At 64.1% G+C, this 14,887-nt stretch carries 14 protein-coding genes and 1 tRNA gene; 7 read left to right on the top strand and 8 right to left on the bottom strand.

Annotated elements, in window-relative coordinates; genetic code table 11:
• Both JYJ84_RS13965 and JYJ84_RS13960 read right to left on the bottom strand, forming a co-directional pair.
• A partial coding sequence (locus JYJ84_RS13965) for a GspE/PulE family protein (RefSeq protein WP_205189228.1) occupies positions 1-1,164 on the bottom strand: 1,164 nt, incomplete at its 3' end.
• A gap of 83 nt (positions 1,165-1,247) precedes the next feature.
• The gene (locus JYJ84_RS13960) at positions 1,248-2,540 is read right to left on the bottom strand and encodes an HlyC/CorC family transporter (RefSeq protein WP_174960468.1); all 1,293 of its coding nucleotides are present in this window, start codon (positions 2,538-2,540) and stop codon (positions 1,248-1,250) included.
• Between the two features lie 467 nt (positions 2,541-3,007).
• Here JYJ84_RS13960 and JYJ84_RS38245 point away from each other — a divergent pair, with 467 nt between their 5' ends.
• A complete protein-coding gene (locus JYJ84_RS38245) occupies positions 3,008-3,628 on the top strand; it encodes a hypothetical protein (protein WP_164462527.1) in 621 nt (206 codons plus the stop codon).
• Positions 3,629-4,105: 477 nt separating this feature from the next.
• Here JYJ84_RS38245 and JYJ84_RS13950 read toward each other — a convergent pair.
• Positions 4,106-4,182 (bottom strand) — tRNA-Pro (locus JYJ84_RS13950).
• 176 nt (positions 4,183-4,358) lie between these two features.
• Positions 4,359-5,354 (bottom strand): polyprenyl synthetase family protein, encoded by a 996-nt coding sequence (locus tag JYJ84_RS13945; protein WP_034182656.1) that lies wholly within the window; start codon positions 5,352-5,354, stop codon positions 4,359-4,361.
• A gap of 210 nt (positions 5,355-5,564) precedes the next feature.
• Between JYJ84_RS13945 and rplU the strand changes: the two genes are divergently transcribed.
• From rplU to proB, 4 genes are all read left to right on the top strand, one after another.
• A complete protein-coding gene (gene rplU / locus JYJ84_RS13940) occupies positions 5,565-5,876 on the top strand; it encodes a 50S ribosomal protein L21 (RefSeq protein WP_006025184.1) in 312 nt (103 codons plus the stop codon).
• 24 nt (positions 5,877-5,900) lie between these two features.
• The gene (gene rpmA / locus JYJ84_RS13935; protein WP_006476999.1) at positions 5,901-6,164 is read left to right on the top strand and encodes a 50S ribosomal protein L27; all 264 of its coding nucleotides are present in this window, start codon (positions 5,901-5,903) and stop codon (positions 6,162-6,164) included.
• Between the two features lie 188 nt (positions 6,165-6,352).
• Positions 6,353-7,465, top strand: coding sequence for a GTPase ObgE (gene obgE / locus JYJ84_RS13930; protein WP_122944410.1), 1,113 nt, complete (start codon positions 6,353-6,355; stop codon positions 7,463-7,465).
• A 90-nt stretch (positions 7,466-7,555) separates the two neighbouring features.
• Complete coding sequence (gene proB / locus JYJ84_RS13925) at positions 7,556-8,674, top strand: glutamate 5-kinase (RefSeq protein WP_122944411.1); 1,119 nt, start codon at positions 7,556-7,558, stop codon at positions 8,672-8,674.
• A gap of 99 nt (positions 8,675-8,773) precedes the next feature.
• Here proB and JYJ84_RS13920 read toward each other — a convergent pair whose 3' ends face one another.
• Both JYJ84_RS13920 and JYJ84_RS13915 read right to left on the bottom strand, forming a co-directional pair.
• Positions 8,774-9,382, bottom strand: a complete 609-nt coding sequence (locus JYJ84_RS13920) for a CNP1-like family protein (protein WP_122944412.1) — start codon at positions 9,380-9,382, stop codon at positions 8,774-8,776.
• A 13-nt stretch (positions 9,383-9,395) separates the two neighbouring features.
• Complete coding sequence (locus tag JYJ84_RS13915) at positions 9,396-10,043, bottom strand: RNA pyrophosphohydrolase (protein ID WP_122944413.1); 648 nt, start codon at positions 10,041-10,043, stop codon at positions 9,396-9,398.
• 228 nt (positions 10,044-10,271) lie between these two features.
• On the opposite strand from JYJ84_RS13915, the gene JYJ84_RS13910 reads away from it, so the two are divergent.
• The gene (locus JYJ84_RS13910) at positions 10,272-12,008 is read left to right on the top strand and encodes a proline--tRNA ligase (RefSeq protein ID WP_175222936.1); all 1,737 of its coding nucleotides are present in this window, start codon (positions 10,272-10,274) and stop codon (positions 12,006-12,008) included.
• Between the two features lie 21 nt (positions 12,009-12,029).
• Positions 12,030-12,632: a MarC family protein gene (locus JYJ84_RS13905; RefSeq protein WP_122944415.1), complete on the top strand. Its 603-nt coding sequence runs from the start codon at positions 12,030-12,032 to the stop codon at positions 12,630-12,632.
• A 94-nt stretch (positions 12,633-12,726) separates the two neighbouring features.
• Here JYJ84_RS13905 and JYJ84_RS13900 read toward each other — a convergent pair whose 3' ends face one another.
• Entirely contained in the window at positions 12,727-13,278 is a 552-nt protein-coding gene (locus JYJ84_RS13900; RefSeq protein ID WP_059528628.1) for a hypoxanthine-guanine phosphoribosyltransferase, read from the bottom strand.
• Between the two features lie 94 nt (positions 13,279-13,372).
• Positions 13,373-14,740, bottom strand: a complete 1,368-nt coding sequence (ffh, locus tag JYJ84_RS13895; protein ID WP_122944416.1) for a signal recognition particle protein — start codon at positions 14,738-14,740, stop codon at positions 13,373-13,375.
• Positions 14,741-14,887: the final 147 nt, after the last annotated feature.

Genomic DNA, 14,887 nt, shown 5'->3' with positions numbered 1-14,887 from the left:
CGCGAGTTCGCCGACGCTCGCCCGTGCGACGATGCGTTCCGCCAGCCCGGGCGATACCGGCATCGTCTGATGCAGGCCGACACGGCCGCGATAGCCGATCCCGTGACAGGTCGAACAGCCCCGCGCGACGAACGGCCGCCATCCGGCTGCGAGGGCAGCCGGGTCGCAGCCGGCCTCCCGCAGGACGGGCACCGGTGCGTCCGAGTGCACGCGGCAGGCGGCGCACAGCCGCCGGACGAGGCGCTGCGCGGTGACGAGGTGCAGCGCGGCCGCGAGGTTGTACGGTGCGACGCCGATGTCGAGCAGCCGCGCGACGGCGGCCGGCGCGTCGTTCGTGTGCAGCGTCGACAGCACGAGATGGCCGGTCTGTGCGGCCTTGATCGCGACGTCGGCCGTCTCCGCATCGCGAATCTCGCCGACCATGATGATGTCCGGATCCTGTCGCAACAGCGCGCGCAGTGCAGTCGCGAACGTGAGCCCCGCCTTTTCGGCGACACCGACCTGGCTGATGCCGTCGAGCTGGATCTCGGCGGGATCCTCGACCGTGCAGACGTTGTGCGCGTCGCGATCGAGCATCTGCAGCGCGCAGTAGAGCGACAGCGTCTTGCCGCTGCCGGTCGGGCCCGTGACGAGCACGAGGCCATGCGGTGCACGTATCGCGGCCTCCATCGCGGCCGCCTGCTGCGCGTCGAAGCCGAGGCGGGCGAGCGTGAGGTCGGGCGGCAGCGTTTCGAGGCGCCGCAGCACAAGCTTTTCACCGAACAACGTGGGCAGCGAACTGACCCGGAAGTCGCCGCGCGTACCGCCATCGATCGCGATGCGCAGCCTGCCGTCCTGCGGGAGCCGCCGCTCGGCGATGTCCATGCGCGCGAGCACCTTGATCCGCGTGACGAGCGCGTCGCGCAGATGAAGCGGCGGGCGCGCATGTTCGTGCAGCACGCCGTCGATGCGCAGGCGGATGCGCCAGCCGGCTTCGAACGGCTCGACGTGGATGTCGGATGCGTCGCGCACGCGTGCCGCGTGAAGCGTGTCCGTCAGCAGCCGCACGGCCGGCGCGTCGTCGAGCTGGGCCGCGTCGAGCGCACGCGGTGCGGTGGCGCTCGACGCATCGGAGTGGGTGGGCGGCGGCTTGCGCAGCGGCGCCCCGGGAGGAGGGAAATGCATGTGAGCCGGCACGCTGGCCGCCTGTTGACCGTGACCAGCAGATGGTCGCGCGTCGCGGGCGGCGCCGGCAGTCGGCCGTTCGGCTAGCGCGCGTTGGTGCGTGCGGTGCGTGAGCCGCGCGGCTTGAAGAGCTTGACCGTGCGCACGGCCTGATCGTCGCTACGCATCACCTCGAGCATCACGTCACCGATTTTCAGGCACACGTCGTCTTCCGGAATTTCCTCGAGGATTTCGAGAACGAGTCCGTTCAGCGTCTTCGGCCCGTCGGTGGGCAGCTTCAGGTGCAGCCAGCGATTCAGTTCGCGCAGCGGCATGCTCGCCGAGACGATGCATTCGCCGTTCTCGTCCCAGCCGCCCTTGCGTTCGCTGCGCGGCATCGACGTCGTGAATTCGCCGATCAGCTCCTCGATGATGTCTTCGGGCGTGACGAGCCCTTCGAGCTCGCCGTACTCGTTGACGACGAGCGCGGTCCGCTGCCGCGTTTCCTGGAAAAACTGGAGCTGCTGAACCACCGGCGTGCCCGACGGCACGTAGTACGGCTCGGCGAGCAGCTCGCGCAGCGTTTCGCGGTCGAAATCCTGGTTGTGCAGTGCAGTCAGCGTCTTGCGGACGTGCAGCACGCCGAGCACCCGGTCGATGTCGCCTTCATAGACGACCAGCTTGTTGTGATAGCAGGTTTCCAGCTGATGGAGGATGTCGTCGAGCGGCGCGTAGAAGTTGAGCGATTCGATCTGGCGGCGCGGCACCATCACGTCGTCGACCGTGATGTTCTCGAGATCGAACAGGTTGAGCAGGATGCTGCGGTGCTTGGTCGGCATGAAGCTGCTCGACTCGAGCACGATCGCGCGCAGTTCGTCGGCAGACATCCGCTGGTCGCGGCCTTTCGCCGTATTGATGCGCAGCACGCGCAGCACGCCGTGAGCAAGTGCGTTGACGAACCAGACGACCGGCTTGAACACGCGCATCAACGGCGCGATCACGAGGCTCGCAGGAAGCGCGATGCGCTCCGGGAATGTCGCGCCAACGATCTTCGGTGCGATTTCCGCGAACACGATGATCAGGAACGCGACGATGCCGGTCGCGATCGACAGCGCGAGGTTGTTGCGGCCGAACGTGTGCAGCGCGATCGACGTCGTGAGGACCGGGATGATCGTGTTGAACAGGTTGTTGCCGATCAGGATCACGCTGAGCAGCAGGTCGGTGCGTGTAAGCAGGCCCTGGGTGGTTTTAGCGCCGAGCGCGCCCTGACCGGCGAGATGCTTCAGCCGATGGCGGTTGAGCGCCATCATCGCGGTCTCGGAAATCGAAAAGAAGCTGGAACAGAGGAGAAGCAGGAAGACGGCGCCGATTTGCGCCCATAAGGGAATTTGGTCCACGCGTTGGAAGGGCAGTGAAGGACAGGAATGGAGGGAATATAGCAGAGGCCGGCGACCGTGATGTGTCCGACGGGGCCGCGGGCTCGGCACGGGCGTCGCGCGCGTCAGCGCGTGATCACCGGAAATTCGGTCGCGACAATGGCTCCGGCCTGCGTCCGGTTCACGTTGCGAAAGCTTTTCGAGTGTTCAACTTTAGTCAATTCTCGGTAATTTCTAAAAATCTTCGATAACCTTTCGCATCCATCAAGCGGTGAGTGCAAACTTTTCGTCTCATGAAACGGGCGTACAGTCGTGCCACGCCTGCTGACAATTGACGAGACACGTGTATGCCTATGACAGAGCAGGCTCGTCTGGAGCGGGTCGAGTCGGACTTCGATACCCTGACTTATCGACGGCACAGGCGCGGTCAGGTGACATCGGCTGTCGGCCTGCATCAGCCGGCCGAGCATTATTAATACAACGCGGTAATGAATCTCGCGGCCCACGGCAGGCAATCGTCAATCGATACGCATCGATATGCGCGACGCGGTTTGCCGGAGCAGGCAGGTCATGCGCGGTACAAGTACGATGGCGAACATCAAGGTACTGCAATGAATCCGACGGAATCCGACGTTTTGACCGCCATCAAAGGGGGGCGGCTCGCGAGTGTATTGTGCGGCGAGGCGTGTGTGTTCCGCACGCCGCCCGAGATCAACGATGACATGCGTCCGACCGATCACGCGGAGTTTCTGGAGCGAGCGTTATATCCGCTCAGCCGAACGGAAGGTGTCGATCTCGTCCAGCGTGAACTCGAGCACGCTTTGCAAGCCACATGCAACGACCCGCTGGGTGTCTTCTGTGCGATTCAGTGTTTTTACATGGCGCTGATGGACGAGCAGAGCGGCAGCTCGCCACTCCATCTGAGTCGCGACTGGTTGCCGAAGCTTTTGGCATCGGCTTTCCTCAAGGAATCGGCAGGACTGCATGCACTTGCGTTGCGGCCCAACGATCATCTATACGATCGCTCGTATCGCGTGACGCTATCCCGGATGCATATTCTGGCAAAGGATTGCAGCATCGATTGGGGAGTTGCCTTGCCGCCACTTTGAATTTCCGGATTATCGGGCTGGCGATCGCGTCTTTTACGCTCCGCGAAAGATCGGTAAGGACCGGTGCGCGAGGCCGTTGAAGCTTGCCGGCAATGGTCTGGTGAGTCCGGGTAAAGGGTTTCGGCTCCGGGGTTTCGGCTCCGGAGGTGGGGCGGAAAGTCCAGGACGGCCCGATAAATCTGGCCTTGCGAAGTCGGGAGGCTTGAGCGGAGAGGTTGCTTGAGCGAAGGGCCCCGTATATCGCGGCCGGATGTTCTCGCTTTGGCGTCGATCCGCTCGCGCCGGCGGTTTGCGGAATAGTCTGCTTCGTACAAGGCACCGGCGCCATCCGGCGTTTGCCGTTGTCTATGCCGGTGTCTGGAAGCGGGCAAAAAAAATGCCCCGTCGATTCGACAGGGCATTCTTCGTACAGCCATGACAGCGTTGACTACAACATCAAGCTGAAAAGGATCGATGTTTCGATGATCCTTGAAAATCTGGTCGGGGTGAGAGGATTCGAACCTCCGGCCTCTACGTCCCGAACGTAGCGCTCTACCAGGCTAAGCTACACCCCGATTTATACTCTTCCGATTTCGCGGTTTCTTTAAAACCGCTGCGTCGTCAAGCAAGAACGTAACTATAACGACGTTTCTTCAAAAAGGGAAGGACTTTGTGAAGAATTTTTTCGAGACAGGTGATTTTCCCGTGTCGAACGTGCGTCGCAGCCGGGGCGGCGACGCACGACATGCACTTACGACTGCCGCGACGTCGAGTACGAGCACAGCGCGAGCAGGCTTTCCTTGTAGATCGAATCGGGGAACGCGGCGATCGCTGCCGCTGCCGCCTGCGCTTCCTGGCGTGCGCATTCGAGCGTGTGATCCAGTGCGCCCGAGCGCGTGATCGCTTCGAAGATCGTGTCGAAGCGATCGGTGCCACCCTGTTCGATCGCCTCGCGTGCCAGCGCCGACTGCTCGGGCGTGCCGCGTTCGATCAGATAGATGAGCGGCAGCGTCGGCTTGCCTTCGCGCAGGTCGTCGCCGGCATTCTTGCCCATTGCCTCGACGGTGCCCGCGTAGTCGAGCCAGTCGTCCATGATCTGGAATGCGGTACCGATCCGGCGGCCGTACTCGGCGGCGGCAGCCTCGGTCGGCGCGTCGGCGCCCGCGAGCACCGCGCCCAGGCGTGCCGACGCCTCGAACAGCTTGGCCGTCTTGTAGCGGATCACCTGCATGTAGCGCGTTTCGTCGACGTCCGCGTCGTGCATGTTGAGGAGCTGCAGCACCTCGCCTTCCGAAATGATCGTCGTGGCTTCGGACAGGATCTCCATCACGCGCATCTTGCCGACGCCGACCATCATCTCGAACGAGCGCGAATAGAGGTAGTCGCCTACCAGCACGCTCGCCGCGTTGCCGAACAGCGCATTGGCCGTCTGGCGGCCGCGGCGCAGCTCGGATTCGTCGACGACGTCGTCATGCAGCAGCGTGGCCGTGTGGATGAATTCGACGACGGCGGCCAGCACGTGCCGCTGGTGCGACGTCTCGCCGAGCGCACCGGCGACGAGCAGCAGCAACGCCGGGCGCAGCCGCTTGCCGCCCGCGCCGATGATGTACTCGGCGATCTGGTTGATCAGCAATACGTCGGACGCGAGGCTTTGCCGGATAACGCGATTCACCTGCTCCATGTCACTGGTGATCGGAGCGAGCAGGTGGGCGGCGCTGAGGGTGGGGGAGGCGGTGGACGACGACATGATGATGGAATTGGGTGATGCGGCGGATTATAAGGCGAATCCGAGATATCCCGGTCTGTGACACGTGCCGCAGCCGCGAATTTGGCCATTCGGCCGAGGCCGGCGCGCGGCAATCGTCGATGGGTTTTGACTTCGGTGCTAAGCCCATGTATAATCACGTGTTTTCCGCGCGTGGTGTGCGGAAAATTTGGATCCAGAGTGAGGTTCTCAATGTACGCGGTCATAAAAACCGGCGGCAAGCAGTACAAGGTTGCCGTTGGCGAAAAACTCAAAGTAGAACAGATACCGGCTGACATTGACGCTGAAATCACGCTCGACCAGGTTCTCGCAGTGGGCGAAGGCGAATCGATTAAGTTCGGTACGCCGCTGGTCAGTGGGGCTTCCGTCAAGGCCACCGTTGTGTCGCACGGTCGTCATGCCAAGGTCACCATCTTCAAGATGCGTCGCCGGAAGCACTACCAAAAGCACGGCGGCCACCGCCAGAACTACACTGAGCTGCGCATCGACGCGATCAACGCGTAAGCGCCTCGGTAAAGGAGCAATCAGATGGCACACAAAAAGGCAGGCGGCTCTTCCCGGAACGGCCGCGACTCCGAGTCGAAACGTCTCGGCGTGAAAGTGTACGGCGGCCAGGCAATCAATGCCGGCGGCATCATCGTGCGTCAGCGCGGTACGCGTATGCACGCAGGCGAGAACGTCGGCATGGGCAAGGATCACACCCTGTTCGCGCTGGTTGACGGTCACGTCAAGTTCGCGACCAAGGGCGCGGACAAGAAGCATCTGGTCATCGTTGTCCCGGCGGCTGCCTAAGTTCAGGCACCCAAGGGCTTCGTAGCCGAAAGGCCCCGCAGTCTTCGCGGGGCCTTTTTTTATTTGGCCGCCGGGCGCGTGTGCGTTCGGGCGGCCATCGCGCCACCGGCGTACGATCGGCCGAACGGCAGATTGTTCAAGCGCGCCGGTGCGCGGCACAATAGCGGAAATACTGGGCGGAGTGACGAATGAAGTTCATTGACGAAGCACGAATCGAAGTCATCGCCGGAGACGGAGGCGATGGCAGTGCGTCGATGCGCCGCGAGAAATTCGTCCCGTTCGGCGGGCCGGACGGCGGCGACGGCGGCCGGGGCGGTAGCGTATACGCGATCGCCGACCGCAACATCAACACGCTGATCGACTACCGTTACGCGAAGAAACACCTGGCGCGCAACGGCGAAAACGGGCGCGGCTCGGATTGCTACGGCAAGGGCGGCGACGACGTCACGCTGCGCATGCCGGTCGGCACGATCATCAACGACATGGATACTGGCGAGCTGATCGCCGACCTGACCGAGCACGACCAGCAGGTGATGCTTGCGCAGGGCGGCTCCGGCGGGCTCGGCAACCTGCATTTCAAGTCGAGCACGAACCGGGCGCCGCGTCAGAAGACGGACGGCAAGCCGGGCGAGCGACGCATGCTGAGGCTCGAGCTGAAGGTGCTCGCCGACGTCGGTCTGCTCGGCATGCCGAACGCGGGCAAGTCGACGTTCATCTCGTCGGTGTCGAACGCAAGGCCGAAGATTGCCGACTACCCGTTCACGACGCTTGCGCCGAATCTCGGCGTGGTGCGTGTCGGCCCGAGCAAGAGCTTCGTGATTGCCGATATCCCGGGGCTGATCGAGGGCGCCGCCGAAGGCGCGGGCCTCGGCCATCAGTTCCTGCGCCACCTGCAGCGCACCGGCGTGCTGCTGCATCTGGTCGATCTCGCACCGTTCGACGAAACCGTCGATCCGGTTGCGGAAGCGACGGCGATCGTCGGCGAGCTGCGCAAGTACGACGAGGCGCTCTACGAGAAGCCGCGCTGGCTCGTGCTCAACAAGCTCGACATGGTGCCGGAAGACGAGCGCAAGGCGCGCGTCGCGGATTTCCTCGAGCGCTTCGAGTGGGACGGCCCCGTGTTCGAGATCTCGGCACTGACGGGCCAGGGCTGTGAAGCGCTGTGCTACGCGATCTACGATTACCTCTCCGAACATTCGGACGCGCATCGCGCGGCGGAGGCGGAAGATCTCGCGGCGGACGTGCGCTTCCGCGACGCACCGCCTGCCAAGGGCGATGTGGCGCCGGGCGACGACGCCTGAGTTGTTCCGGAGCGCGCCGGGCGTGCCGCCCGGCGTCGGCGTTCAATCGCGTCCGGCCGGGCAGGCATCAGATACAGGAGACAGTGCAGGATGCGTTCGATCATCGCGGATTCGAAGCGATTGGTGGTGAAGGTGGGCTCCAGCCTCGTGACCAACGACGGCAAGGGGCTCGATCATGCAGCAATCGGCCGCTGGGCGGCCCAGATCGCCGCGCTGCGCGCCCAGGGCAAGGAAGTCGTGCTCGTCAGTTCGGGCGCGATTGCCGAAGGGATGCAGCGGCTCGGCTGGAGCAAGCGGCCGCGGGAAATCGACGAATTGCAGGCTGCCGCCGCAGTCGGCCAGATGGGGCTCGCGCAGGTCTATGAGAGCCGCTTCACCGAGCACGACATCCGTACCGCGCAGATCCTGCTCACGCATGCCGACCTGGCAGACCGCGAGCGTTACCTGAATGCGCGTTCGACGCTGCTGACGCTGTTGCGGCTTGGCGTCGTGCCGATCATCAACGAGAACGACACGGTCGTTACCGACGAAATCAAGTTCGGCGACAACGACACGCTCGGCGCGCTCGTGGCAAACCTGATCGAAGGCGATGCGCTGATCATCCTGACCGACCAGTCGGGGCTGTTCACGGCCGATCCGCGCAAGGACCCGAACGCGACGCTCGTGGCGGAAGCCAGCGCGGGCGCGCCGGAGCTCGAGGCGATGGCGGGCGGTGCGGGCTCGAGCCTCGGCCGCGGCGGGATGCTGACGAAGATCCTCGCGGCGAAGCGTGCGGCGCACAGCGGCGCGAACACCGTGATCGCGAGCGGCCGGGAGACCGACGTGCTCGTGCGTCTGGCGGCCGGCGAGGCAATCGGCACGCAACTGATCGCACGTACCGCGCGGATGGCGGCGCGCAAGCAGTGGATGGCCGACCATCTTCAGGTGCGCGGCCATGTCGTGATCGACGCCGGCGCGGTCGAGAAGCTGACGGCCGGCGGCAAGAGCCTGCTGCCGATCGGCGTAATCGCCGTGCAGGGTGCGTTCGCGCGCGGCGAAGTCATCGCGTGCGTCGATCCTGCCGGGCGCGAAGTGGCGCGAGGGCTCACGAACTACAGCAGTGCGGAGACGAAACTGATTCACCGCAAGCCGAGCGGCGAGATCGAATCGGTGCTCGGCTACATGCTGGAGCCCGAGTTGATCCATCGCGACAACCTGGTGCTGGTGTGACCATTCGCGTTGTCGGTTCCGGCCTTCAAATGAAAAAGCCCGCGTGATGCGGGCTTTTTTCATGCAGCGGACAGGCGGCGCGGCAGGCGCCGCGCGCCGTCAGCGCAACTGGCTCATCGCGGTGCGGTGAAACCGGATGTTCTCCAGGATCTGCTGGGTCGTGCCCTGCGGCATCTTGTTCGAGCAGAAGTAGTCCTGATAGAGCGCCGAGTGGTAGGCATTCAACTCGCCGTTCTCGATGCGCCGCCAGTCGTTCTCGACCGTGCGATCCCAGCCGTCATGTTCCGAATTCAGGCCGGCATACTGGCGCCACTCGTAGGTGTCGCAGCGGATACCTTCGTAGTTCACGTTGCGCGCGCCGGCCGGGCTCGTGATGACGACCGCGTAGCGCACGACGCCATCGGTGCCGACCACGAGCGACTTCGCGTCGACGAAGAACTTGAGCGGCGTGTTCTGGGATACGTTGAACGGCAGCAGGTCGCCCGTCTGCGGCAGAGGCGGCAGCGTGTCGACCGCGTTTTCCTTCCAGGTGCCCTGGCGGTCCAGCAGATACACGAACTCGCTGTCATCCTTGTTGGTCGGCGTCTTCGAATTCGCGCAACCTGCCAGCGTGGCCACCGCGGCAATCGATGCGAGCGCGAGAGCAATCGCTTTCAATATGCATTCCTCGTAAAAAAAGGGCGCGACACCAAGGTCGCGCCCGGTCATGCAGTTCGATTCGTCACTTGCCGACGATCACGTGGGGCGGCATCTCGTCGAGCGTGCCCGCTTCCACTTCGATCTCCGAACAGACTACCGATGTGTCGACAATCGTCAGCGTCTGCTGGGCCTGCACGCCAATGACGCGCGGATAGCGCGACAGACGCGGCCCGCGCGGCTTTTCGGCTTTCTGCGCCGGGCGGCGCAGGAAGCGCGACAGTTCCGTCAGCGCCAACTGATAGACATCCCGCTTGAACTCGATCACCGCATCGAGCGGCACCCAGTACTCGTTCCAGCGCCACGCATCGAACTCCGGGTGGTCGGTCGCGCGCAAGCAAATGTCGCAATCGCGTCCAACCATCCGCAGCAGGAACCAGATCTGCTTCTGGCCGCGGTAATGACCGCGTACTTCGCGTTTAATGAACTTGTCAGGCACCTCGTAACGCAACCAGTCGCGGGTGCGGCCGATTATCTTGACGTGTTCCGGATGCAGGCCCGTTTCCTCGTGCAGTTCCCGGTACATCGCCTGCATGGGGGTCTCGCCGTACTTGATCCCACCTTGAGGAAACTGCCAGGAATGCTCGCGGAGCCGCTTGCCCCAAAACACCTCGTTGCGCGCGTTCAAGAGGATGATGCCGACGTTCGGGCGAAAGCCTTCACGATCCAGCATACAACCACCTTCGAATCCTTTAAAATTGCTTTGATTATAAACAGATAACGGGCGCTGCGCACCGTGACGGAGCGAATCCGCGCGGGGTACACCGGCTGAATTGTCCCTGATTAGTCTGCTACGTCGTCTGCGCCATCGTCGTCCATCGTCGTTCGTCGCGCGCAGCTTTTTCACCTTGAAACTTTTTCGGGCGCCCCGCCTGGGGGCGCCGTTTTTGGAACCGTCCGCATGAAAGCTTCCCGTTTCTTTATCGGCACCCTGAAAGAGGCACCCGCCGACGCAGAGATCGTCAGCCACAAGCTGATGGTGCGCGCCGGCATGATCCGTCGTGTCGCCGGCGGCATCTATAACTACCTGCCGGTCGGCCTGCGTTCGATTCGCAAGGTCGAGGCGATCGTGCGCGAGGAAATGAACCGGGCGGGCGCCATCGAGCTGCTGATGCCGGCCGTGCAACCAGCCGAACTGTGGCAGGAATCGGGCCGCTGGGAGCAGTACGGCCCCGAGCTGCTGCGCTTCAAGGACCGCAAGGACAATGACTTCGTGATCGGGCCGACGCACGAGGAAGTCATCACCGACATCGCGCGCAACCAGATCAAGAGCTACCGGCAGATGCCGGTGAACTTCTACCAGATCCAGACGAAGTTCCGCGACGAGATCCGCCCGCGCTTCGGCGTGATGCGCGGCCGCGAATTCATCATGAAGGACGCGTACTCGTTCGACAAGGATGCGGCCGGCCTGAACGAGTCGTATCGCAAGATGTACGACGCGTACGTGCGCATCTTCACGCGCCTCGGCCTCGAGTTCCGTGCGGTCGCGGCCGACAGCGGCTCGATCGGCGGCAACTTCTCGCACGAATTCCACGTGATCGCCGACACCGGTGAAGACGCGATCGCCTACTGCCCGACGTCCGAGTTCGCGGCGAACATCGAGGCGGCCGAAGCACTGCCGCTGATCGCCGAACGCGCGGCGCCGGTCGAAGCGATGGAGAAGGTCGCGACGCCCGGCAAGGCGAAGTGCGAAGCCGTCGCCGAACTGCTGGCCATCCCGCTCGAGCGCACGATCAAGTCGATCGTGCTCGCGACCGACAACGAAGGCGCCGAGCCGACCATCTGGCTCGTGATGCTGCGTGGCGACCACGATCTCAACGAGATCAAGGTGTCGAAGCTGCCGGGCCTGAAGAACCACCGCTTCGCGACCGAACAGGAAATCGTCGAGTGGTTCGGCACGCCGCCGGGTTATCTCGGCCCGGTCGGCACGAAGAAACCGGTGAAGGTGATTGCGGATCGTACGGTCGCGAACATGAGCGACTTCGTCGTCGGTGCGAACGAGGTCGACTATCACATCGCGGGCGTGAACTGGGGCCGCGACCTGCCGGAGCCGGACGTCGCCGACGTGCGCAACGTGAAGAAGGGCGATCCGTCGCCGGACGGCAAGGGCGTGATCGACATCTGCCGCGGGATCGAGGTCGGCCACGTGTTCCAGCTCGGCACCAAGTACTCGGAAGCGATGGGTGCGACGTTCCTCGACGAATCGGGCAAGCCGCAGCCGATGCTGATGGGCTGCTACGGCGTCGGCGTCACGCGTATTCTCGGCGCGGCGATCGAGCAGAACTTCGACGACAAGGGCATCATCTGGCCGGAATCGATCGCGCCGTTCGAAGTCGTGCTGTGCCCGATGGGCTATGACCGCAGCGACATGGTGCGCGAGGCGGCCGACAAGCTGTACGCGGAACTCGTCGCAGCCGGCATCGACGTGATCCTCGACGATCGCGGCGAGCGCCCGGGCGTGATGTTCGCCGACTGGGAGCTGATCGGCGTGCCGCATCGCCTCGTGATCGGCGAGCGCGGCCTGAAGGAAGGCAAGATCGAGTACCAGGGCCGCCGCGACGCCGAAGCGACGCTGCTGCCGGCCGACGCGGCTGCTGCGACGGTCGCGGAGACGATCCGCGCTGCGCTCGCGCGCTAAGCGTACCGACCGGGGAACGCGGTGGAATACACCTTCATGTCGGCCACCGTGCTTCTGGTGCTGATCACGGATCCGCTCGGCAACATCCCGCTGTTCATCTCGGCGATGCGGGATGTGCCGCGCGAGCGGCGCGTGAAGCTGATCCTGCGTGAAGTGGGGATCGCGTTCGTGATCCTGCTGTTCTTCATGCTGGTCGGCGACCGCTTTCTGCGGATGATGAGCCTCACCGACCTGTCGCTGCGGCTCGGCGGCGGGATCGTGCTGTTCCTGATCGCGCTGCGGATGATCTTCCCGCATCCGGACGGCGCGCTCGGCAACGATCCGCGCGCGGGCGGCGAGCCGTTCATCGTGCCGCTCGCGATTCCGGCGCTTGCCGGGCCGTCCGCGCTCGCGACGGTGATGCTGCTGACGTCGCAGGGGCCCGGCAAGATGCTCGAGTGGGTCGGCGCGCTGACGGTCACGATGATCGTCTGCGCGGTGACGCTGGTGCTGGCCGAGCGGATCCAGCAATGGATCGGCGAGCGTACCGTCGCGGCGTTCGAGCGGCTGATGGGCCTCGTGCTCGTCGCGATTTCGGTCGAGATGATGCTGGGCGGTATCCGCGCGTTCGTGCACCAGTTGTAGAGCGGGGCAGCGCGCACCCAAGACGCCCACAAAAAAGCGGCGCTCCGGGAAACCGGAGCGCCGCTTTCTATTTATAGCGTGTGGAGCGGGGCGCTCAGACGTTCGTGGTCAGCGCGCGGATCGTCGGCAGGTTGCGCCAGTAGCCCTTCGCATCCATCCCGCAGCCGAACACGTAGCGGTCCGGCACCGCGAAACCGCAGAAGTCGGGGTGCAGCGGCTTCGCCTTCGCGAGCGTCTTCTCGCACAGCACGGCCGACATGAAGCGCTGCGCGCCCATGTCGAGGATGCGGTCGCGGATCGCGGCCATCGTCTCGCCTTCGTCGAGGATGTCGTCGAGCACGAGCACGATCCGGTCCTTCACCGATTCGCGCGGCGCGACGCGCCAGTGCATTTCCGGGCTGCCCTGCGTCGTATTGCGGTAGCGGGTCAGGTGGATGTAGTCGAATTCGAGCGGGAAATCGAGATGCGGCAGCAGCATCCCGGTAAACACCGCGGCGCCACCCATCACCGAGAGAACGAGCGGGAACGCATCGCCGATCTCGGCGCGGATCGCGTCGGCCATCCGGGAGATCGACGCATTGACGGCGTCGGCCGAGACGATCTCTTCGGAGTGGTTGAAAATGTGGAGGGCTTCTTCGCGGTTCATGAGTTCTGGCGGGCAGTCGGTATACAAATAAGAATGAAGCAGAACGGACGGCGCGCGCTACAGCAAAAACCCGCGCGCCGGCCGCTGGGCGGAATCAGCGCATGCCGGGCATCATGCCCTTCAGGCCGCGCATCATCTTCTGCATGTTGCCGCCCTTCAGCTTCTTCATCATCGTACGCATCTGGTCGTACTGGTTCAGCATCCGGTTGACTTCCTGCACCGGCACGCCCGCGCCGGCCGCAATGCGGCGCTTGCGCGTCGCCTTGATGATTTCGGGTTTCGCGCGCTCGGCAGGCGTCATCGAACTGATGATGCCTTCCATCCGGCGGATCGACTTCTCGGCCTGGCCCATGTCGGCACCGGCCGCCGCCTGCTGGAACTGCGCAGGGAGTTTATCCATCAGCGACGACAGGCCGCCCATGTTCTTCATCTGGGAGATCTGCGCGCGGAAATCGTTCAGGTCGAAGTCGCCGCCTTTCTTGACCTTGTCGGCGAGCTTCTGCGCGGCCTGCACGTCGACGCCGCGTTGCGCCTCCTCGACGAGCGCGAGGATGTCGCCCATGCCGAGGATCCGGTTCGCCATCCGGTCGGGGTGGAACACCTCGAGGCCGTCGAGCTTTTCGGCGACGCCGACGAACTTGATCGGCTTGCCCGTGACGTGACGCACCGACAGCGCGGCGCCGCCGCGCGAATCGCCGTCGAGCTTGGTCAGCACGACGCCGGTGAGCGGCAGCGTGTCGTTGAACGCCTTCGCGGTATTGACCGCGTCCTGGCCGAGCATCGCGTCGACGACGAACAGCGTTTCGGCCGGCTTCAGCGTGCTGTGCAGCGCGGCGATTTCCTGCATCATCGCCTCGTCGATGCCGAGGCGGCCGGCCGTATCGACGATCAGCACGTCATGGTAGTGGCGCTTCGCCCAGTCGACGGCCGCGATCGCGATGTCGACGGGCTTCTGGTCCGGCGTGGACGGGAAGAAGTCGGCGCCGACCTGTTCGCTCACCGTTTTCAACTGCATGATTGCGGCCGGGCGATACACGTCGCACGACACGGTCAGCACCTTCTTCTTGTACTTCTCGCGCAGCAGCTTCGCGAGCTTGCCGGCGGTCGTGGTCTTGCCGGCGCCCTGCAGGCCGGCCATCAGGATCACGGCGGGCGGCGTGACTGCGAGGTTCAGCTCGGCGGCCTTGCCTTCGTAGTCGCCGCCGATCACGGCGGTCAGTTCCTTCTGGACCACGCCGACCAGCGCCTGACCCGGCGACAGGCTGCTGATCACTTCTTCGCCGAGCGCCTTTTCCTTGACCTTGGCGATGAATTCGCGGACGACCGGCAGCGAGACGTCGGCCTCCAGCAGGGCGAGACGCACCTCGCGGAGCATCTCCTGCGTGTTCGCCTCGGTAAGCCGGGCCTCGCCGCGCAGCGTCTTGACGACGCGCGCCATCCGTTGAGTGAGATTGTCGAGCATGGGGAGCGATGGACAGTGGGGCCCGAAGGCGCGGCGGAACCGAACAAAGGGAGCCGTCGCGGGAAGGGGGCCTAGTGTAAACTTCGAACATGGATATTGTACTGTATGCCCTCACTGCATTCCTGTACGGCGGCCTGGCCGTCGCAG

Source organism: Burkholderia sp. LMG 13014 (assembly GCF_905232215.1).
In the GTDB taxonomy this organism is placed as follows: Bacteria; Pseudomonadota; Gammaproteobacteria; order Burkholderiales; family Burkholderiaceae; genus Burkholderia.
Note: the sequence above shows the minus strand (reverse complement) of the source record. Positions and strands in the feature narration are given on the sequence as shown.